General features: G+C 48.0%; 18 protein-coding genes and 1 pseudogene. 7 read left to right on the forward strand and 12 right to left on the reverse strand.

The genetic code is table 11. From position 1 onward, the window contains the following. Positions 1-66 precede the first annotated feature (66 nt). Positions 67-1,518, reverse strand: a complete 1,452-nt coding sequence (locus ACFWUB_RS02120) for a TrkH family potassium uptake protein (protein WP_416184130.1) — start codon at positions 1,516-1,518, stop codon at positions 67-69. Positions 1,519-1,672: 154 nt separating this feature from the next. Here ACFWUB_RS02120 and ACFWUB_RS02125 point away from each other — a divergent pair, with 154 nt between their 5' ends. The 3 genes from ACFWUB_RS02125 to ACFWUB_RS02135 all read left to right on the forward strand — a co-directional run bounded on the left by ACFWUB_RS02125 (position 1,673) and on the right by ACFWUB_RS02135 (position 4,435). Further along, positions 1,673-2,959 carry a M18 family aminopeptidase gene (locus tag ACFWUB_RS02125; protein ID WP_020310219.1) on the forward strand — a complete coding sequence of 429 codons (1,287 nt, stop codon included), beginning with the start codon at positions 1,673-1,675 and terminating at the stop codon, positions 2,957-2,959. A 257-nt stretch (positions 2,960-3,216) separates the two neighbouring features. Further along, complete coding sequence (locus tag ACFWUB_RS02130) at positions 3,217-3,570, forward strand: helix-turn-helix transcriptional regulator (RefSeq protein WP_416184131.1); 354 nt, start codon at positions 3,217-3,219, stop codon at positions 3,568-3,570. Positions 3,571-3,799: 229 nt separating this feature from the next. Then, a complete protein-coding gene (locus tag ACFWUB_RS02135) occupies positions 3,800-4,435 on the forward strand; it encodes a YigZ family protein (RefSeq protein ID WP_416184132.1) in 636 nt (211 codons plus the stop codon). Between the two features lie 156 nt (positions 4,436-4,591). On the opposite strand, the gene ACFWUB_RS02140 is transcribed toward ACFWUB_RS02135, so the two are convergent. Then, entirely contained in the window at positions 4,592-5,548 is a 957-nt protein-coding gene (locus ACFWUB_RS02140; protein ID WP_416184133.1) for a D-2-hydroxyacid dehydrogenase, read from the reverse strand. 493 nt (positions 5,549-6,041) lie between these two features. Between ACFWUB_RS02140 and ACFWUB_RS02145 the strand changes: the two genes are divergently transcribed. Beyond that, positions 6,042-7,412 carry an amino acid permease gene (locus ACFWUB_RS02145; protein ID WP_416184134.1) on the forward strand — a complete coding sequence of 457 codons (1,371 nt, stop codon included), beginning with the start codon at positions 6,042-6,044 and terminating at the stop codon, positions 7,410-7,412. On the opposite strand, the gene ACFWUB_RS02150 is transcribed toward ACFWUB_RS02145, so the two are convergent. Then, positions 7,342-8,064, reverse strand: coding sequence for an alpha/beta hydrolase-fold protein (locus tag ACFWUB_RS02150; protein WP_416184135.1), 723 nt, complete (start codon positions 8,062-8,064; stop codon positions 7,342-7,344). The genes ACFWUB_RS02145 and ACFWUB_RS02150 overlap by 71 nt on opposite strands. Positions 8,065-8,095: 31 nt before the next feature. Beyond that, positions 8,096-8,386 carry a hypothetical protein gene (locus ACFWUB_RS02155; protein WP_416184136.1) on the reverse strand — a complete coding sequence of 97 codons (291 nt, stop codon included), beginning with the start codon at positions 8,384-8,386 and terminating at the stop codon, positions 8,096-8,098. Between the two features lie 53 nt (positions 8,387-8,439). Here ACFWUB_RS02155 and ACFWUB_RS02160 point away from each other — a divergent pair, with 53 nt between their 5' ends. Further along, complete coding sequence (locus tag ACFWUB_RS02160; RefSeq protein ID WP_020311933.1) at positions 8,440-9,687, forward strand: IS256 family transposase; 1,248 nt, start codon at positions 8,440-8,442, stop codon at positions 9,685-9,687. Positions 9,688-9,738: 51 nt separating this feature from the next. Further along, entirely contained in the window at positions 9,739-10,515 is a 777-nt protein-coding gene (locus ACFWUB_RS02165; RefSeq protein WP_416184137.1) for a transposase, read from the forward strand. Between the two features lie 182 nt (positions 10,516-10,697). On the opposite strand, the pseudogene ACFWUB_RS02170 reads toward ACFWUB_RS02165, so the two are convergent. From ACFWUB_RS02170 to ACFWUB_RS02205, 8 genes and pseudogenes are all read right to left on the reverse strand, one after another. Continuing rightward, positions 10,698-10,835 (reverse strand): annotated as a pseudogene (locus ACFWUB_RS02170) (hypothetical protein); the annotation flags it as partial. A gap of 71 nt (positions 10,836-10,906) precedes the next feature. After that, complete coding sequence (locus ACFWUB_RS02175) at positions 10,907-13,867, reverse strand: type III restriction-modification system endonuclease (protein ID WP_416184138.1); 2,961 nt, start codon at positions 13,865-13,867, stop codon at positions 10,907-10,909. A gap of 14 nt (positions 13,868-13,881) precedes the next feature. Beyond that, on the reverse strand, positions 13,882-15,861 hold the full coding sequence (locus tag ACFWUB_RS02180; protein WP_416184139.1) for a site-specific DNA-methyltransferase: 1,980 nt from the start codon (positions 15,859-15,861) through the stop codon (positions 13,882-13,884). Then, positions 15,854-16,093 (reverse strand): helix-turn-helix domain-containing protein, encoded by a 240-nt coding sequence (locus ACFWUB_RS02185; protein ID WP_416184140.1) that lies wholly within the window; start codon positions 16,091-16,093, stop codon positions 15,854-15,856. Before ACFWUB_RS02185 ends, ACFWUB_RS02180 begins: the two co-directional genes overlap by 8 nt. A gap of 320 nt (positions 16,094-16,413) precedes the next feature. Beyond that, on the reverse strand, positions 16,414-17,307 hold the full coding sequence (locus ACFWUB_RS02190; protein ID WP_416184141.1) for an IS3 family transposase: 894 nt from the start codon (positions 17,305-17,307) through the stop codon (positions 16,414-16,416). Then, on the reverse strand, positions 17,225-17,563 hold the full coding sequence (locus ACFWUB_RS02195) for a transposase (RefSeq protein WP_020310576.1): 339 nt from the start codon (positions 17,561-17,563) through the stop codon (positions 17,225-17,227). The genes ACFWUB_RS02190 and ACFWUB_RS02195 overlap by 83 nt, the downstream gene beginning before the upstream one ends. Positions 17,564-17,635: 72 nt before the next feature. Next, positions 17,636-18,214, reverse strand: coding sequence for a hypothetical protein (locus tag ACFWUB_RS02200; protein WP_416184142.1), 579 nt, complete (start codon positions 18,212-18,214; stop codon positions 17,636-17,638). 450 nt (positions 18,215-18,664) lie between these two features. Then, entirely contained in the window at positions 18,665-19,381 is a 717-nt protein-coding gene (locus ACFWUB_RS02205) for an epoxyqueuosine reductase QueH (protein ID WP_292299069.1), read from the reverse strand. 184 nt (positions 19,382-19,565) lie between these two features. Here ACFWUB_RS02205 and cbiM point away from each other — a divergent pair, with 184 nt between their 5' ends. Further along, positions 19,566-20,570 (forward strand): cobalt transporter CbiM, encoded by a 1,005-nt coding sequence (gene cbiM / locus ACFWUB_RS02210; protein ID WP_416184143.1) that lies wholly within the window; start codon positions 19,566-19,568, stop codon positions 20,568-20,570. Positions 20,571-20,574 lie beyond the last annotated feature (4 nt).

A 20,574-nucleotide genomic window follows, 5' to 3' on the forward strand; every position in this document is an offset into this window, starting at 1 on the left:
TTAACCCCTTTTCGAAAATTTAATCGTCCTTTAATTGAATTCAGCAAAATTTAATCTTTCTCTCATTTACCAGCTGCTCCTGGACTTCCAGAAGCTCTTGCGCAGCATGACCAGGAGGGTGAACATTTCCAGTCGTCCTAGGAGCATGGACAGGCAGAGGATGGATTTGGAGAAGACCGAGAGTTCGGCATAGGTACAGGTCGCGCCGGTGATGCCGAAGGCCGGGCCGATGCAGCCCATGGTGGACACGCTGATGCCGATGGCGTCGAAGGTATTGATGCCGTCAAAGGTCAGCAGCAGGGCCCAGAGGGCGATGAACATGAGGTAGAGGAAGCAAAACTGGGCCGCCCGGACGACCGTATCGTCGCCGACGCGGTGGCCGTTGATGGTCAGGCCCCAGACCTGATGAGGATGGAGCTTGGCTTTGGCTGCCTGCCAGATGTAGCGCACCATGATGACGACGCGCGAGACTTTGAGGCCCGCTGCCGTCGAACCGGCACAGCCGCCGGAAATCATGAGCACCAGCAGGATGCCTTTGGAAAAGGGCGGCCAGCGGTCGTAGTCTGCCGAGACGAAGCCCGTCGTCGCGATGGACGCCGCCTGGAATGATGAATAGCGCAGGGCTGTCGGCGCCGATACGTCGAAGCCGTCCATGAGATTGAGGCCGATGAGGACTGTCGCCGCGGCGATGATCAGCAGGTAGGCCTTGAATTCCGTATTGCGCCGCAGGACGTGCCAGCCCTTCTGCCAGGCCTGGTAGTACAGGCCGTAGTTGCCGCCCGTGAGGATCATGAAGAAGGTCATCCAGGCTTCGACGGCCGGGCTCTCGAAGTGAGCCGCACTGGCGTTGTACGTGGAAAAGCCGCCGGCTGAGACCGTCGATAAGGCATGGTTCAGGGAGCCGAGGAAATCCATGCCGCAGAGCAGGAAGATGACGAAGGCCGCCGCCGTGAAGGCCATGTACATGCGGAACAGGACCTGGGTCATGTCGTGGAGCCTGGGCAGGACCCGCTCCCGCGTGGGCCCCGTCGATTCGGCGTTGTACATGTAGACCGTCGACTGGCCCGCTTCCGGCAGCAGGGCGATAAAGATGACGACGATGCCCAGGCCGCCGAGCCAGTGGGTCAGGCTGCGCCAGAAGAGGAGGCTCTGTGGCAGGACCTCCAAGTCGGGGATGACCGTCGCCCCGGTCCCGGTAAAGCCGGAAATGCTCTCGAACAGGCCGTCGAAATAGTTCAGGTAGCCGCCGAGGCAATAAGGCAGCATCCCCAAAAAAGTTGCCAGGAGCCAGCCCAGGCCGGTGATAGCAATGCCTTCGCGCATGGTCAGTTTCTTCGTCCGCACGTGGCCATAGCGCAGGAAAGCCCAGCCAGCCAGGGCACAGACGGCCATGGTGCCCATAAAGGCCGGCCAGCTGTCTTCGGCGAAAGCCAGGGCCATGAGCAGTGGCAGACCCATGACGCCGGCCTGGGCCCAGGCGATCCTTCCTAAAAATTGACAGATTACGTGTAAATCCATAAGCGTCCCTTCAAAAAATAAAATACTTTTTATTATACCATGGCTGGCGAGGAAGCCGCAAAAAAACATATCATTCCATAGAATCTTATATATATGATATAATAAGAACTACTATTGAAATAACCGACCTATCTCGTCAGAAAGGATGACCTCCATGACTTATGATTATATCCAGGACTTATTGAATTTTATCCATCACAGCCCGTCGCCGTACCATACGGTCCAGGCCAGCCGGGATTATCTCGACCGGGCCGGCTTCCAGGCCCTGTCCCTGTCCGAAGCGTGGCAACTGGCGCCGAACGGTGCCTATTACGTCCCCCTCTATGATTCGGGCCTCATCGCCTTCCGCACGGGTTCCGATGTGCGCCGCCACCTGCGCCTGAGCGCGGCCCATACGGATTTCCCCTGTCTGCGAATAAAATATCGGCCGGAAATCCGCCAGCACGGCTACCTCAAGCTGAACGCCGAAGTCTACGGCGGCCTGCTGCGCGAATCGTGGCTCGACCGTCCCCTGTCCCTGGCCGGGACCGTGGCCCTCCAGGGCAGCGATGCCTTCCAGCCGGAAATCCGCCTCGTCGACGCAGGGAGACCGATCCTGACCATTCCCCGCCTGGCCATCCACATGAACCGCCGGGCCAATGAAGGCGTCGAACTCAACCCGCAGAAAGACCTGCTGCCCCTCATGGGCCTGGACCAGCGCGAGCTGACGGACCATTTCTTCCTCGATTTCCTGTCGGAAAAATGCCGCTGCCTGCCCGAAGCCATCCTGTCCTGGGACCTGACGGTCTATCCCTATGAAGAAGGCTGCCGCCTGGGCTGGCACGATGAATTCGTATCGTCGCCGCGCCTGGACAATCTGACGTCGGTCCTGGCCTGCCTGACGGGCCTTGCCGAAACAGCCGCTTCCGACGGCCTCAACGTCGTCGCCCTCTTCGACAACGAAGAAGTCGGCAGCCAGACGAAACAAGGGGCGGACTCCCACGTCCTGCCGGACATCCTGCACCGCATCTACCACGCCTTCGGCCTGACGGACGATGACTTCTCGGCCGACCTGGCCCGGGCCTTCATGCTCTCTGTCGACGTGGCCCACGCCATCCATCCCAACGTGCCGGAAAAATGCGACGTCACCAACCAGCCCGTCATGGGGTGCGGCGTCGCCCTGAAGATCGCCAGCAGCCAGCGCTATGCCGGGGACGCCGCTGCCGTAGCTGTCGTCAAATCCCTCTGCCGTGAAAATGATATCCCCTATCAGGTATTCATGAACCGGTCGGACATCCCCGGCGGCTCGACCTTGGGTTCCCTGCTCTCAGCCAATCTCCCCCTGCGGGCCATGGATATCGGCATCCCCATTACGGCCATGCACTCGTGCCGGGAACTGATGGGCGCTGCCGACCAGGAAAGCCTGGTCCGCCTGATTCGTGCCTTTTTCAGCCATAAATAGCTTTTTATTCTATACTCCGTATACATCTCTATGTTTTTATCAATATTTTTCTTAATTTAAGTATCATTTTTCGTCCCAATATTATATTTAAGCATAATACTTGCAAGTTCTTAGAATCATACGGTTGACGCTTTTTATCATCCATATTATAATGATTTCCATATTATAATGATCAGTGTATATTACATTGTGTTGTATAGTATACGAAATTGAATGTGTACAACAGAGACTATTGTGTACAGAAAGAGTGAACGCGCATGACTTTAGGACAAGAAATTAGATATTATCGCAAAAAAAAGGGCTTAACCCAGACGGCTTTCGGTGCCCTCTTTGGCATGTCCAAACAAGCCGTCTATTCTTGGGAAACAGGCCTCTATTCACCGGATATTTCAGTACTCCTGAAAATGGCTGATTTTTTCCAGATTCCCATCTGTATCCTCGTCGGCCGGCCGGGCATGTACTGCAAAGGCAGTGAAGAGTACGGCAACAGCTGCGACTTCTGTGCTTCCATCACCGAAGACGACAGCCACATCATCCGGGCCATCCACGCCTTGCCGCCGGAAAAACAGGAGGCCATTAAAACATTATTGAATATCAATGGCAAAAAATAAAGTGTTACAAAAAGAGGCTGTCGCATTAAGACAGCCTCTTTTTGAGTGGTTAGCAGCTAGCGGATGGATTTAAATTTAAAGTTCATGCAAATCCGATTCACAAGTATCTCACATATGCCTGACGGGCTCGCCACGTGCGAGCCCCTACGAGCCACGAGCCACGAACCACTAGCCACGAGCCACTAAACCATGGTATGATGGAAGAAAAATGTAAAGGACGATGTGTGTTATGGAATCTCTCATCCGCTCGGTCTACGGCCGGGCCGACGCTGAATATGTCATCAAGAAGTCCCGCTTCATCGCGACGGTCTGCGAAGTGAAATCCGAAGACGAGGCGGCGGCCTTCATCGAGGAAATGAAAAAGAAATACTGGGATGCCCGCCACAACTGCTCGGCCTACCAGGTCGGGCCGGACGGCCGTTTCCAGCGTTCCAGCGACGATGGCGAACCGGCCGGTACGGCAGGCCGTCCTATCCTGGAAGTCCTCAAGAAGCAGGGCCTGACCAATACGGCCATCGTCGTCACCCGTTATTTCGGCGGCATCAAGCTCGGCGCCAGCGGCCTCATCCGGGCTTACAGCCACGCTGCCGCCCTGGCCCTGGAAGCCGCGGATATCGCCGTCTATACGCCCTTCACGATCCTCAAGGCGACTGTCGCCTATCCCCTGGTCAGCACGATGGAACGCTTCGTCCCCGACCACGGCGGCACCATTACCGGCAGGGATTTCGCCGCCGACGTGACCTTCACCATGGAAGTCCCGCAAAGCGGCAGCGACGCCTTTGCCGCCAGCCTGACCGACACGACCAGCGGCCGCGTCACCTGCCGGAAAACCGGCACCATCGTCAAGCCCGTGGTTAGTGGTTAGTGGCTAGGGGGCTAGGGGTTAGGGGCTAGCTTCCTTTTACTCTATAAGTGTAGTACAGGGAGTTTGTAGTTCGCAGAGAGGACTTTAAATTCAAAACCATCTGCTAACCACTAACCCCTAAAAAAATGGCTTGTCGCTTAGTGACAAGCCATTTTCTCATGCTTTATACCCGGTCATGAGGTCGACGATGTTTTCCAGGGGGTCGCCGGCCCGGTAGCGTTTGAGATTATCTGCGGCGATGCGGACGATGTAGTCGTGTGTCGCCTGGAGATGATAGCCGCCGGAGATGTGCGGCGTAATGTAGATGCCCGGCGTCTTCCACAAGGGATCCGACGACGGCAGCGGTTCCGGGTCGGTGACATCCAGGGCAGCGCCGGCCAGATGGCCCTGGGCGACGGCTTCCTGCAAAGCGGCCTGGTCGACATTGGTGCCGCGGCCGACATTGACGAAATAAGCACCTTTCTTCATGGCCGCAAAGCGCGCGGCATCATAGATATGATACGTTTCCGGCGTATCGGGCAGGCACGAAGCGACGATATCCGCTTTCGCCAGGTATTCATTGAAATGGGCCATATCCCCCATTTCGTCAGCTTCGGGCGGTACGGCTCCCTGACGGCGGCGCAAGCCGATGACGTGTGCCCCCATGGCCTTGACGCGCTGGCCGAAGTTACGGCCGATATTGCCAAAACCGACGACGACGACCGTCGCGCCATAGAGGGACGTGACCGGCCCTTCGTCGCGCCACAGGGCCTGATGCTGATTGTCATAGTAAAGATAGAGTTTCTTCATCATAGCCAGTGTCTGGGCCAGCATGTGTTCCGACAAGGCCAGGCCATAGGCACCGGTCGCATTGGTCAAGGTGACGCCGGCCGGCAGGACGCCGGGCTGGCAGTATTCGTTGGCACCGGCACTGTTGAGCTGGAGCCACTGCAGCTGTGACGCTTTCTTCACCAGGTCAGGAGCGATATTGCCAATGATGACGTCCGCTTCATCCAGTGCCTTACCGGCCTGGGTCCCATCACCGGGACAATAGCAAAAATCCGCTTCCGGGGCGGCTGTTTCCAGCCACTGTTTCTGTTTTGCATCGACATCCATGACAACTAAGATTTTCAAATGAATCACTCCCTATTGCTTTTTTCTTGCGCGGCAATTTCCTTTACCGTTTTTAGCGGGCATTGGGCAACGTGTGCGATGAATTCATAGGTCACGTCCTCTTTCAAGAGGTTCCGCACAACCTGTTTGACACTGCACCGGTTTCCGTCCGCATCGACGAATGGGCCCATTTTTCCCGCCTCCTCTGCCATTATAACACAATCGAGAGTCCTGCATACATCTTGCAACCAGAATCAGCCTTCTTTCCTGATAATAGCTCTTTATTTCCATTTTATTATAGCTTTTCCCGGTCGAAAAAGATAGCATCCCGTCACAGCTGTGACAGAACTGTGCCAGCCCGGTCATATTCGGCGGCTATATCTTCTTGGATTGACAAGTTCCGTTTTTGTTCTATACTAATAGACAGAGTGTAATCGCAAAACGACCGCACGAAGGGGTACACCACCTTGGGTGTAAACTTTCGTGCGGTCTTTTTTGTCAGGAGGTCTTAATCGTGAAAGAAGCATCACAAATGCAGCGCGGCCTGAAAAACCGTCATCTCCAGATGATCGCCCTGGGCGGCGCTATTGGTACCGGATTGTTTTACGGGTCGGCGTCGACCATTTCCCTGGGCGGGTCGTCGGTCATCGCAGCCTATCTCATCTGCGGCATCGTCATTTTCCTCATCATGCGCATGTTGGGGGAAATGGCCGTCGAAGAACCGGTGTCCGGGTCCTTCAGTTATTACGCCGACAAGTACTGGGGCCCTTTCCCGGGTTTCATGCTGGGCTGGAATTACTGGTTCTCTTATGTCATCATCAGCATGGCCGAATTGACAGCTGTCGGCATCTACGTCCATTACTGGCTGCCCGACCTGCCGCAATGGGTGACGGCCCTGGTCTGTCTCATGGCCATCACTTGTCTCAATCTGGTCAACGTCCGGGCCTACGGTGAAACGGAATTCTGGATGTCCTTCATCAAAGTGGCGGCCATCCTGGGCATGATCGCCCTCGGCGCCTGGCTCATCTGCCAGGACAGCCGGCCCTTCCCGCAGAATTTCAGCAATCTCTGGGATTACGGCGGCATCCTGCCAAACGGGATCTGGGGCTTCTGCCTGGCCATGGTGACGGTCATCTTTTCCTTTGGCGGCGTCGAACTGATTGGCATCACGGCGGGAGAAGCAGAAAATCCCGAACGGTCCCTGCCCAAGGCCATCAACCAGATCATCTGGCGCATCCTCGTCTTCTACATCGGCACCATGGTCGTCATCATGACCTTGTGGCCATGGAACCAGATTGGTACACAGAACAGTCCCTTCGTCCAGATTTTCACTAACGTCGGCTTCTCGGCAGCGGCCAATCTCCTCAACTTCGTCGTCCTGGCGGCAGCCATTTCCGTCTATAACTCGGCCATTTACGGCAATTCCCGCATCGCCTTCGGCCTGGCAGAAGAAGGCAACGCCCCGCAGTGGTTCAAGAAGCTGTCGTCCCGGGGCGTGCCGGTCCACACACTCTGCCTCTGCTCGGGCCTGACCTTGTTCGTCGTCGCCGTGACCTACTTCTTCCCGGGAAAAATCTTCATGTACTTCCTGTCCCTTACAGTCGGCGCTACCATCATCAACTGGGTCACGATCATCGTGACGCACTTGAAATTCAAGACTTACTGCCAGAAAACAGGCAAGACCACGAAGTTCCCGTCCCTCTGGTATCCGACAGCGGACTATTTCTGCCTGGCCTTCCTCTGCTTCATCGTCCTCATGATGACCCAAATGCCGGACATGCTCACAGCCGTCCTCATCATGCCCGTCTGGCTGGCTATCCTCTGGTGCTGCTGGCGCCGCCTGGCCCCTGCGCCAATGATGACACACACCATGAAAAAGCCTTAGCACAACGCTGCCCAGTCTGTTGGAAATGGTTTCCCTTATTCCATTCCAACAGCACCTGCATGCGGGACAATTCTGCTAAACAGGCATACTGCTGACGAATACAGTCCCCTACCGCCGCCATGACAGGATTACGTGTCCGTTCTTCTTTGTCACCCAAGCTCAAGTATATCGCCTGTGTCTGTGGCGGCCGCTGACTGGCATAATCCAGCCAATGGGGAAACCAGACCGACGGCGACGCGGCAGCAATAGCCGAGAAGGCTGGCGTCTGCCAGGCGCACCACAAAGCAAAGAGCCCTGCCAGGGAATATCCGCCTAAAATAACAGGGATGCCTTCAGGTAAATGGTATCGCAGGCGGACAGCTGGCAAGAGAACTGTTTCTACGAAGTGTAGGGTTTCGGCTGCACCATGCCCAAAATCAGAACCCCCAAAAACAGCAGGACTATCCCAGGGAGATAATTCCTGATTCCAATCTTTTACCAGAAAAGCGACAAAAACGAAAGGTACTTGGACAGCCTTCGCAATGGCTGTTACCTGTTCGTCCAATACCTCCCAATCATGGTCATCCACAGGCTGTATCAATAGATACACCGGCTGCCCTGCTGAATAAATAAGGCAGTTTTTCCCGCCTATAGAAAATATTGTTTTATCCATAAAATCTCCTTTTCAGCCGTGTTCAGCTAGACTACTTAATTCCTAAGATTTTTCCTTTATTATTTTGGTAGATAATCTCGTCTCCTACAGAGTGCCCTAAACATGCTTTTGTTAATTCAGTAAGAGAACCTCTAGAGTTTTTCATCATGATATATGTCTTTGTACTTTCATTTAATCTAACCGTTACTTTATCACCCATCTTGATTTTTCTTTGTTGCTTCAAATTCAGTGTTTTGGGGGCCACTGTTTCTTTTTTATAATGAACCTTATATTGATTTCCAGGCGGGGAGTGTAAAATAGTTTGTGTAAATTGGTATTGCATGAATCTACTTTATGCCCCATACTGGGGTAAACAAAGATAAGGACGGTAACAGAATGGCAAAGTGTAAAACTCCACCAACTACCCCAGGCGAGCAGATTGCTCAGCAAATCCTCAACAACTACGACATCAAGAGCGCGGAAGACGTACAGGACGTCCTGAAGCAGATTTTTGGCCCCATTTTTGAGTCCATGCTCAAAGGTGAGATGGAAAATCATCTCGGCCATAAGAAGCATGAGCGCTCCGAAGACGGTGACAATGTCCGGAACGGCTATTCATCCAAGACGCTCAAGACCTCTCTGGGCGAGGTTCCTATCCGCGTCCCTAGGGATCGCCAGAGTACGTTTGAACCGCAGATCATCAAGAAGCACCAGCGCGACGTTTCGTCCATCGAGGGCAAGGTACTGGCGATGTATGCCCGTGGCATGAGCCAACGCGACATCGCTGCAACCATCGAAGACATCTACGGCTTCCAGATGTCACATGAACAGATCTCCACCATCACAGGCTGCGTCATGGAAGAGGTCGAGGCATGGCGGAATCGTCCGCTCCAGTCGTTCTATCCATTTGCTTTCGTCGACTGCATCTACGTATCGCTGCGCACGGAGTATGGCGTCCAGCAGGTGGCCGTCTATGTCATGCTTGCCTATGACGTCAACGGCTGCAAGGATGTCCTTGGCCTCTGGATCAACGAGACGGAGAGCAAGCATGCCTGGATGCAGATCTTCGACGAGCTGCGGGCTCGCGGCGTTAAGGATCTTGGCATCCTGTCCATGGATGGCGTGAGCGGATTGGAGGAAGGCGCCAAGGCTGTATTCCCGCATGCCACGGTTCAGCGCTGCATCGTACACCTCATCCGCAATTCCATCCGCTACATCCCACGCAAGCAGTGGAGTGCATTCACGAAGCAGCTGAAGCTCATCTATGGTGCCATCAACGTCAAGCAGGCCCGTCAGGAATTCGAGAAGTTCAAGACCGACTGGCAGGCTTATCCAGGCGCGGTCAGCGTATGGGAAAACAATTTCTCACACGTCGAGCAGCTCTATAACTATGGCAGTGCCGTGCGCAAGATCATGTACACGACCAATGCCATCGAGAGCGTCAACTCTAGCTTCCGCAAGGTGACCAAGAAAGGCGCTTTCCCCAACGAGGATGCAGTCTTCAAGATTTTCTACCTACGCATCCAAGAGCTCTATAAAAAATGGAAGGGTCGTCACGTCGCAAACTGGGCGATGGTCCGGAACCAGCTGCTCATGGACGACAGGATGTCTCAGCTTATGCAGCAATACGATGTTGCTTATTGAATCGATTTACACAAAACTCTTGACACACCCGGTGACCTCATCGAGGAGGTGATGCCCTTACTGAAAGACCGGCAGGTACTGTTGCTCTTTGACAGTTGGTACGCTAAAAGCTCGCTGATAGAACGGGTTTTGCAGTATTCCGGACTGGACATCATCTGTAATGTCCGCAGTGATTCGGCAATGTATGAACTACCGCCATTGCCTAACGGCAAGCCGGGACGCCCGAAAAAACGAGGAAAGCGGATTCATATGAATGATTTTACGCTGTCCTGGAATATGGACGGTATGCAAGTGGGTCATCGGATTGTTTTGACCCATATCTGCGGGAATCGCCGTATCCATGCTTATGTCAGCTACACTACATCTGGCTCCCGGCGGCTTTTCTTCAGCACCCTGAATCCCAGTGACCTGCATATGAGCTGCGCCTGGCAGGAACGAAAGATCCTACGGGACGCACCGGCAGAAGGCATGGACTATTATCCTTTGAAGCTGTACAAGCTGCGTTGGGCCATCGAAACCAACTACTATGAGCAGAAGGCCTTCTGGTCGCTGAATGCCTACCGGATTCGCCGCCAAAATGGTATTGAACATAGGGTGAACCTGGTAAACCTCGTTCACAGCAGCCTGAAAATGCTGCCGTATCTGGACAAGCATTTTGCGAAGTACCAAAACGCCAGTCCACAAGAGCTGCGAAGCCATATAAGCTGGCAAATACAGCGTGAAATATTTTTAGGCACTTTGGTCTCTAAAGCCCAAACCGCAAAAAATCCAACGGACTTAGTGCAGGCCTTGTGTAAACTGGTTTCGTCAACTTCCGAGGTAGCGTAAAAGTTGTAAAGTGCTGTATTTCCATTAACATCGTGAAAAAGATTATTATTAGCCTGTCCATTATAATTATAACTTATAGTTATCACATCATGTCCATTCCCTCTACTATCATAATGTAAAGGCTCAGAAAATTTAGCAGTTATCTGTGCGGTAGGATATTCACTTTGATTACGTTTAAAGTAATCACTTTCCAACATCTCAATATTTGTTGGATACCTTTCACCAAGTAATCTATTTATAGCTGATAATATATTAGATTTTCCTGCGTTATTCGGTCCAAATAGGACAAGTGGCTTATTTTGAGGAAGTTTAAGAGCCACTTTTTCTATCGACCGATAATGTTTAATTAAAAATGCTTCTAACCTCAATCTTTCACCCCCCCTAAATTAAATTACTCTGCCAATACTTCCTTAATAATCTGAGCCATCTGTTTGTTGTTTAACTGATCACGGAAATAAACAGTGTATCCATCTTTCGAGAGCATATCAAAGAAAACACGAGCACAATCAATTTTTGCTTTTTCTGTACCACGTAAGTCGGATTTATTTTCTACGTCTTTTGTTTCGACTACAATGTTAAGCTCTTTCTCACCGGAAGCCTTTCTTACAACATACATGAAGTCTGGACTGTACATTCCACCGGTAATAGTTGGTATGGCAATGCTGCTACGTGGAATTTTTCCATATACAATGACTTCTTCGATGTCCGACATAATATTTTTTTGTTCCAACGGTGAGTCATAAGCGAAAGCATCATATAAATACTTCTCACTTGGAGTTCCCGGAACTATCTTTGTGCCAATACGTCCCTGCGCAATATCTTCACGTGGAGAACCGTCTGAATAGGTGAGTGCTGTTGCACCAACAGGCGTATTGCTTTTTGCATAATGGAATCGACCTTGCAAATTATTGCTTCTCCAGTCATGAAATTGTTGGATAAACATGCTGACAGAATTTTCATTAATACGTTCTGGATTTATAGTTCCATTCCTCTTAACATACTCACACAATGCCTCATGCAATACTTTAATTGGAATGTTTGTAGCATTTGTGATCCTCTTAAGAAATTCATTGTAGGGAATAGGTTTGGATACTATATATTGGGCACCTGTATCTGAAACAATCATCATCTGTGAGCCATCGCTCTTAACGATATCTCTGGAGCTAGTCATGACAACGTCTGTAAAAACACCGGGTTTTTCCAGCAAAGATAAAACAACTTTAGCCATATCAGCATCCAGATCATCATCATAGAAAAGTAGGTATCGTTGATTGATTGCTTCCCATAATTCGCGTATTTCACTGTAAACAGCTTTGCGGATTTTTACAGGTCTTGGTTTTGCTACATTTCGGTCTTTTACCTTACCTGAAGACAATCCTGTAGCAAAGTCCGGGTATTCTGCAAAGAAAGCGTCCCTTGTATCGGGTTTTATATTTAATCGCCTGTCTATGTAATGTTTATCATATAGTGCATCAAAAAGCTCATCAGAAGTCATGCCAAGCTTCTTGGCCATTTGTTCCAATCTTTCTTCGCTAATAGAAGAAGCTTGTGGAATTTCCCCGTTTATTTGGTCTATTAATCGTTTAGCAAAGTCTGCCTCTGTGAAGTCAACAATATAATTAAGCTGGAATTCTTCATTGGAGATTCTATTACCATTCTCATCTACAGGTAGACGTAAACCTCGTCCAACCTCTTGCAGTTTACTATTTTCACTTCCGCTAGAACGAAGTTTAGCTATCGTAAATACATTAGGGTTATCCCAGCCCTCTTTAAGTGTCCATTTTGAAAATAGAAAACGTAAAGTGTTATAGCTACCGTCTTTATTCTTGAAAGAGAGAAGATGCTTTTTTCCATGAAGGATGGTTTCTACTTCTTTTGCTATATCTTCATCCGAATCGCTATTGTCCTGTGAAAAATAGCCTGCATGGCAAGCAGAAATATCTGCAAGACTTGCTTCCAGATATGCCCGATATTCTGTATCATGCTCACTGAGGGTAGATAGCACCGTTTCTATCCGTTCCTTAAGCAATCTCTCAAAAGCTTGTAATAGATAAGGGGTTTTACCTTCCTCGTTTGGTCGATATGATGATATATCATCGATAAAAAATAATGCCAATGTCTTGATCTTGAAATTGCGTCCACAGAAGTTTGCTTTTTCTGTTTCAAAATGACGTTCGAGGGCAAGGCGTATCATCTGCTCTTGATAAGAGGTCATATAGATATCGACATCCAATTCCTCACCAGATGACTTTTGAATGCCATTAGAAAACTCAACTGTTGATTTGCCAATAGCATGAATCGTAATTCCCTCAAAAGCTTCATTAATGATAGATAGTGAATCTCCAGTTTTAAGAGTAAATGTTTTAGTCGATTCATCACGCTTTTTATACTGAAAGGTAACAGAATCCTTGGTTGTGATGGAAGTGATTTTCACCTTTTCTTCACGCTTGGATACCGGTTCAAAATGTTCCTTCGTTACTCCCTTAATCAAATTCTGATTAAAGGCTTCACAGGCATTTAAATCATAGAGCAGATTTTGGTAGTCTTTTACGGTTATTTTGTTTTTTCCACGTCCACTTGTAGTTTCAGGGAAGGTAGCACCAAAGCGTATAATACACTGCGGTTTTATTTCATCAACGATAACCTTAAATGCCTTCTGGTCACGAGAAAATCTGTGTGGCTCATCAATAATAACAACAGGGTTTGTTGCACGAATAGCATCAAGTGGTCTATAAAAACCTTCCACTCCATAATCATAGTCGTCACGGCTAAGCATACCATTTGATCGGACAACAAGTAGTTGCATATTAACTAATAATACATAAATCTTCTTCGTGTTCTGGCAAGAACCTTTTACAAAGTCGCTCACAACACTCGGGAAATAGGAGCGTCCCTTTTTCTTGTTTTTTGGCGCTTCTAGTACTCCAACTTCAATCTCTGTACCATAGCCACAAACATCGGAAAAATGTCGCTTTACATATTCATCACGCAAAAACTGCGCAGTTCCTGCTTTAATCGCAAGTGAAGGTACAGCGATGATAAACTTATTAAGTCCGTAACGTTTATGAAGCTCATATATAGTATGAGTATAAACGTAAGTCTTTCCTGTACCAGTTTCCATTTTAATATCAATATTCAAGCAATCACCAATAGGCATACTGCTTCGATATTCTGCAGGTATATTTTTTTGAATTTCTCTAATATTTGCAGCTAGTTTAGGGTCAGAAAGAGAAATACTTGGATTTTCATAAAATTGTACAGGAGAAGCTATCTGTACCCCATTCAAAGCAGCACTTATTGCATCTACAGCTTTTTGTTGGTGTGGTAATCCTCGTTGTAGGATAAGTTCCATAACATACCCTCCAATCAATAACGGATATCGAAGTTGATACGCAAGTTTTTCTCTGTATCCTTCAACCGTTTCAAATTAATTTTTAAAGCTTCCATTTCCGTCCATGTAAAACTATAACCGAATAACACCACGTTCTCAGGATTAAAGCTGCCGTCAGTTTCATATTTTACTACAATGGATTCAATCGCCTTATTAGACAATTCCGGGTCAATTAGGTAAAGATGTTTTCCTATATAATAGCCATTGTATCCAGCAAAATTTAACTCCTCAGCATCTGCTGTAAGTCCATATCCATCTCTAACAAGCCACGTTGCAAGGACGGTAGGTTTTCCAAAATCACTAAGAATGTCTTTGTCAGCAAATAATTTATTTTCAGTAGGGTCAAACTTTTCAAGCTTGTCTAGAGTGTTTTGCTCAGGCTCAACCAATGTATAGTGCTTAAAGCCAAGATCCGCTGTTGTATCTGGAAATTCTTCCTTTATCTTTTTTGCTGCCCTGATAATGCGTTCTATACCAATTTGATCTATGGTGTTAAAGCCAACTTTTTCTGCCTCGCTTCCTTCTTTAACTTTTTCAGGTAACTGAATCAAAATAAATCTACGTTTACCATTATCCTCTGCATTCAGACGCATAATTGAGTCCGCGGTAGTCCCTGATCCAGAAAAGAAATCTAATATATAATAGCTTTCTTCGCTCTTTCTTTGACATAGCTCAAGCAAATACGATATTAATGCGCTTGGTTTTGCAAAGTCAAATGGTATATTTAGCTTCTTCATTTCTGCAGAACTAAGACGATTCTCAAATTGTGTTATTATATCACCCGGAACACTACCCTCTTTCTCACTTAGCCAGACTTTATTATACAAATTATATTTAGATCTATTACCATTTTCATCTATCAACGGAGATGTAGTTGTAACCTTAAAAACAATATTTCCTTTTTCTTTTTCACGTTTGTATGTATCATATGTCCATTTCCAACAGCCATCACCCTCTACTGGGGTAACTTGCTCACCTTCTGCAATTTTATTTGGGAATGTACTACCCTCTGGGATAACAAAGCTACCATCAGGGCAAGCAATCCAGTAACGTTGATTCGGACGAGCATCTAGTCCAGATACGAATATACGCTCCTCTCCATATCTCTCACCTTTTCTTTCGCCTTCTGACTCGACATTTTTGTAATAATTATTTAATGTTTTTTGTGATACGGGTACTCTGAACTTTGGTGTAACTGTAATATTCCTTGCATAGGTCAATATATAATCAATATTCGGAGAAAAAAATTGCCCTTTCCCTCCACCTGACTTCATAACTCGTGAAATATTTCCTATAAAGTTTTCTTCACCAAAAATATCATCACAAATAATTCGTAAGTTTGACATTTCATCATTTCCTATTGAAATAAAGATGACTCCATCTTTGCTTAATAAATCTCGAGCAAGTTGTAACCTAGGATACATAAACATAAGCCAAGCTGAATGAGAAGCCGAACCACGCTTTGTTAAGTCTAAAATGCGTTGTGCCTGTTCCTCACTAATACTAAGTTTTTCAGAAAGCTCTTCTACAGTAAATTTGAAATTGTCATTGTAGACAAATCCGTCTGTTCCCGTATTATATGGCGGATCAATATATATCAATTTGACTTTGCGTGAATAAGACTTCAAAAGATGCTTCAATGCATCAAGGTTATCTCCACTTATGTAGATATTTTCACTGTTCATATTTTCTGGTTTTGAGTTATGTTCATCGTCTGGCACAACAACTGTTGTAGTATCAATTGAAGCCAGCAATCGGGCATAGTTTTTACCCAAAAATTTAAGTTCATAACCCTCTCCTGTGACAGCAATCTTATCACTTAAAAATTCCTTAAACCGTTCAATATCAAAGGACCCATCTGCCTTAAAACATGAGGGGAAATTTTCTTTTAATACAGCCATTTCTCGACTGTTCGGTGTTGCACTATCATTGGCATTCATAATATCCTTAATCATTGTTACCATTCACCTTGCCTTTCTCAATTTTATCAGGTACAAACTCTAAAATATCACAAATGTCACATTCTAAAGCTGTGCATATTTTTTGAAGTATTTCTGTATTTACATTTTCGTTTCTACCAAGCTTTGTGATAGTTGCCGAGCTAACACCGGATAGTCGTTGCAAATCTTTCTTTTTCATATTCTTATCAATTAGCAGCTTCCATAGCTTGTTATAATGTATTGCCATTTTTTGCACCTCCGACAAATATTAATAATTATATCACAAAAACACGCTATAAACAGCATAAATTTTTAATCTCACATTATTTTTCATCTGTTTCAATCACAATTTTCTATTTGCGCATGAAATAAAAGGTGCTCAAATAAATACTTTTAGACAAAAAAGTCGGAAAGTCTAATTGAAAAATCCAAAACTACAGCATTAAGCCTTCTTAAATTTAATACCACTTTCGCTCAAATTTGAGCAAAAGCATAAACATTACTATAATGGGCCCCTTGTCAAGACCACGTTCTAAAATTTTAAGAGTGGCAGTAAGCAGAATTATTCTAAGCAGCGAAGCAAGCAAAGTAAAACTCGTTGGGAACCTTGTAGCCTAATGCCTCGTGGGGCCGTATGTTGTTGTAATCATCTACGTATTGGTTAATCAGACGTCGAAGCTCTCTTGGGGTGCGATATTCGTTCGGATAGAGCTGCTCCGTTTTGAGGCTACGGAACCAACGTTCAATCATGATGTTGTCTGCCCAGCGGCTCCTGCCGTCCATACTTTGACGGATATTGAGGTTACGAAGCAGATTCTTGTAATCATCACTGGTAAACTGGCTGCCTTGATCTGAATTGATAATGGCTGGAACGCCGCATGCTTTAACGGTTTCCGTCACGGCATGAATAACAGATTCTGCTTCCAGACTGTCTGAAAGATAGTGGCCGACCAACCGCCTGCTATACCAATCAATTATTGCAGTTAGGTACATATGCCCATGCGGCATCGGAATATAGGTGATGTCAATGGACCACACCTGGTTTGGAAAAGACACGGTATAATCGCGCAACAGATAAGGCACAATAGACTCCTTGAAATTGCGCTTGGACAGGTTAGGCTTAGGATAAATAGCATAGATGCCCATCTTCAGCATAAGTTGCCGTACTGTCTTGCGACATACTGAAAAACCTTCTTCTTGTAGTTTGGCAACAATCTTACGAGAGCCTAGGTAGGGACACCTGGTATGCCAGTGGTCGATACGTTCCATTAACGATTCATCAAGCCTAACAGCAGCTTGGTTTGGTCCTGTAGGTGTGTAATATAGGCCGGAACGGTTCAGTCCCAGTAATTCGCACTGACGACGTATGGAAAGGCCGTTATCCTTTCTGATCATATTCCGGGATTCTTGGGATGGCCTCCCCAGCTTGGCGAAAGCAGTCCTGAAGAAAGTCGCGCTCAAGCGTAAGCTGACCGATGGTCCTTAGCATCTGGTCATTCTTTTTCTTCAGATCGTCCTCCTTCCTCTGAACGGCCTTACGCTCAGAATCTGCACCAAAGGCAAGATGGGCATTTTGCAGGAATTCTTGCTTCCATTTTCTGACCATGTTTGGGTTCAGGCCGTTTTCAGAACAGATGACATTGAATTCCTTGTCGCCTTGAAGAATTGACAGAACAATCTTGGTCTTAAATTCAGAAGTGTACTTTTTTCTTGGCATGATAGCATCCTCCAATTTTCGTTACTTAATACTATATCATGCACTCTTAAAATTTTCAGTACTGGTCTGAATTCACAGGCCCATTATACTTTTCGTAAACAAAGGATGACAAATATTTTTATCAGACGAGTCAACAAATAAGCCAAACGCATACAAAAGTTCGCTTTCATCTGCTTGGCCTTGAAAATCATTATGTAATGTATAAAAAGATTTAAAAACATTATCAATCTTATTTAACCGAACTCGTTCTGCTACCCAATTTTTTCGTTTATTTTCCCAACAATGAAATGAAGCTATTCGTTCTGGAACATCACTAAATTTTTCACCTGTTTCTTCATTAACATTTTGTATCTTTATTTCTACCCGATAATCCATCCAATCCTTCATTAACCACGGAGAAATTGATGGGGTAGGTTCTGGACAGAGAGGAAGCTGCATCGGTTTCTGTACAGATAATATTCTTCCTTTTTCGTCATCACAGAAAATTTTTATGTATTCATGTTTTTCGTCTAATGATAACAAAGTCGATATCAATCTACATCTATCATATTTTTTACAGTCAGAAACAATATTTTCGCTTTTCAAATAAAATTCTTTAATAGTTTTAAACAACAAATCAACTAAGCTTCGATCACTAATTTGTTTTTCCATGATGTATCCCTCTCTGATTTATAAGCCTATGCAATCTAAATATCGTAACATAATACTTAAAACATATTATACATTATAAAGTATAAAAACCTCAAGCAAAGATACACCAATGCCAAAGGAAGACCTCCTCATCCACCTTTATCAAGAGCTCCAGCATTCCTCCGTTTCGGCAACGGCCCTGCACTTTCCATCGGCCAGCACCTGACGGGGCAAAAATATTCTTCCCATAATAGCTCACAAACCAATAGTTTATCGCCTACGAGATTCTCACAGCGAGACGCCAGCCACTGCTGTCCGTTTTGGCAACTGTCCTGAGCTTTCCGTTGGTCGGCACCTGACGGGCCAAAAAGGCTCTGGACGTCTCCTACGCACAAGGCCATGGGCCGTGTATTTTTTTGCGGTCCGCAGGACCGCGGCGACCTGCGAACGGCGAACTGCGGCCTGCGTTCCCTACTTATGTTCCGCCAGAAAAACTTCGGCATCGTGGCGGATTTTTTCTAAGTCCAGGCCCTGGTCGCGGGCACCGAAGATGCAGCCACAGTAGGGCTGGCGGTAGAGGTGGTAGGCTTCGGTCATTTTCGTCGATGTGAGGAAGCCGTTGTTCTTTTTGAAGTCCGTCGGCAAATAGGCGTAGCCGTACTGGTCTTCGATGTCCCGGCCGACTTCGTTGATGACCTGGGAATTCTTATGGGGGCTGACGGTCAGGGTCGTCGTAAAGTAATCATAGCCCAGTTCCTGCATTTTTTCGGCCGTCGCCTTCATGCGCTGGACGAAGCAGACGCGGCAGCGGGCGCCGCCTTCGGGTTCATCTTCCAGGCCTTTGACGGCTTCAAAGTATGTCTCCGGCTCATAGGGAGCGGCCAGGAAATGGACATCATGGCCGGTCTTTTCGTTATAGGCTTCGATGAACTGTTTCTGGACGAGTTCCCGCCGCCGGTATTCCGCTTCCGGATGGATGTTGGGGTTGAAATAGTAGACCGTCACATCGGCCACGCCGGTCAACCTATCCAGGACGGCCGTACTGCACGGGCCGCAGCAGGAATGGAGCAGGACCCGCGGCTTGACGCCTTCCTGCTGCCAACGGCGGGCCATGCGCTGGAATACTTTATCGAAGTTGATCCGCTGGTTTTGATTCATGCGGTCCAGAATTTCATGAAAATCAATCATCGTTTATACTCTCTTTCTAATATAGATTTATTTTATATTATACCATAGCATGGATGCGCCATCGAGTATCTGCCAGAGCGTCAGGTAAAGGCCTATTTTTTATCCCCCCCATGGGCTTATATTGGCCGGGCTTTTTTAGTAAAATAGTAATATAGTTAAATTTCTAAGGAAAAGAGGTTTCATTATGCATATACCTGAAAATTACCTGAGCCCTTCGACGTGCGGTGTCCTCGGCGCCGTCATGGTCCCTATCTGGCTGCTGTCCATCCGCAAGGTCAAGGAAACGGTGCCCCGTGAAAAGCTGCCCCTCCTCGGCATTGCTGCGGCCTTTTCCTTCCTGGCCATGATGTTCAATATCCCCCTGCCCGGCGGTACGACGGGACACGCCGTCGGCGGTACGCTCATTGCCATCCTCTTCGGGCCGTACGCGGCCTGTCTGGCCGTCAGCGTGGCCCTGCTCATCCAGGCCCTGTTCTTCGGTGACGGCGGCATCCTGGCTTTCGGCGCCAACTGCTTCAACATGGCTTTCGTCCTGCCCTTTACGGGATATTTCATCTATCACGGCCTGAAGAAGGTCATCTCGTCGGATACGGTCGCCGCCGGCATCGGCGCTTATGTTGGCATCAACGCAGCTGCCTTCTGTGCCGCCGTGGAATTTGGCATCCAGCCCCTGCTGTTCACCGATGCTGCCGGTCAGGCCCTGTACTGCCCCTATCCGTTATGGATTTCCATTCCAGCCATGATGATCGGCCACCTGACCTTGTTCGGCCTGGCGGAAGTCGTCTTCACGACAGGCATCCTGACCTATCTGCGCAAGACGTCGCCAGACCTCTTCCATGCGGTCCAGGCCCCGTCGTCGAGCAAGTCCCTCTTCGGACTCCTGGCCGCCCTCATCGCCGCCACGCCCCTCGGCTTGTTAGCTGCCGGCACGGCCTGGGGCGAATGGGATGCCGAAGAACTGGCCGATACGGATTTCTTCGGCTCTGCCCTGGGCTATACGCCATCGGGCATGGAACAGGGCTTTTCCTTCGACGCCCTCATGCCGGACTACGCCATCGCCGGCCTGCCCGATGCCGCAGGCTACATCATTTCGGCCATCGTCGGCACAGCCCTGCTCATCATCATCTTCAAAGTCATCGCGTCCTTCCTGCCATCCCGGCCGACCTTCGATACGCCGGCCCAGCACTAGGGAG

The organism is Megasphaera sp. (genome assembly GCF_047831605.1).
GTDB classification, from domain to species: domain Bacteria; phylum Bacillota; class Negativicutes; order Veillonellales; family Megasphaeraceae; genus Megasphaera; species Megasphaera intestinihominis.

Bases quoted from the DNA above. Each gene is read 5' to 3' on its own strand.
- ACFWUB_RS02120 (WP_416184130.1), bottom strand. From the start codon at position 1,518: ATGGATTTACACGTAATCTGTCAATTTTTAGGAAGGATCGCCTGGGCC.
- ACFWUB_RS02125 (WP_020310219.1), top strand. From the start codon at position 1,673: ATGACTTATGATTATATCCAGGACTTATTGAATTTTATCCATCACAGC.
- ACFWUB_RS02130 (WP_416184131.1), top strand. From the start codon at position 3,217: ATGACTTTAGGACAAGAAATTAGATATTATCGCAAAAAAAAGGGCTTA.
- ACFWUB_RS02135 (WP_416184132.1), top strand. From the start codon at position 3,800: ATGGAATCTCTCATCCGCTCGGTCTACGGCCGGGCCGACGCTGAATAT.
- ACFWUB_RS02150 (WP_416184135.1), bottom strand. From the start codon at position 8,064: ATGGATAAAACAATATTTTCTATAGGCGGGAAAAACTGCCTTATTTAT.
- ACFWUB_RS02155 (WP_416184136.1), bottom strand. From the start codon at position 8,386: ATGCAATACCAATTTACACAAACTATTTTACACTCCCCGCCTGGAAAT.
- ACFWUB_RS02160 (WP_020311933.1), top strand. From the start codon at position 8,440: ATGGCAAAGTGTAAAACTCCACCAACTACCCCAGGCGAGCAGATTGCT.
- ACFWUB_RS02165 (WP_416184137.1), top strand. From the start codon at position 9,739: ATGCCCTTACTGAAAGACCGGCAGGTACTGTTGCTCTTTGACAGTTGG.
- ACFWUB_RS02175 (WP_416184138.1), bottom strand. From the start codon at position 13,867: ATGGAACTTATCCTACAACGAGGATTACCACACCAACAAAAAGCTGTA.
- ACFWUB_RS02180 (WP_416184139.1), bottom strand. From the start codon at position 15,861: ATGATTAAGGATATTATGAATGCCAATGATAGTGCAACACCGAACAGT.
- ACFWUB_RS02185 (WP_416184140.1), bottom strand. From the start codon at position 16,093: ATGGCAATACATTATAACAAGCTATGGAAGCTGCTAATTGATAAGAAT.
- ACFWUB_RS02195 (WP_020310576.1), bottom strand. From the start codon at position 17,563: ATGCCAAGAAAAAAGTACACTTCTGAATTTAAGACCAAGATTGTTCTG.
- ACFWUB_RS02200 (WP_416184142.1), bottom strand. From the start codon at position 18,214: ATGGAAAAACAAATTAGTGATCGAAGCTTAGTTGATTTGTTGTTTAAA.
- ACFWUB_RS02205 (WP_292299069.1), bottom strand. From the start codon at position 19,381: ATGATTGATTTTCATGAAATTCTGGACCGCATGAATCAAAACCAGCGG.
- cbiM (WP_416184143.1), top strand. From the start codon at position 19,566: ATGCATATACCTGAAAATTACCTGAGCCCTTCGACGTGCGGTGTCCTC.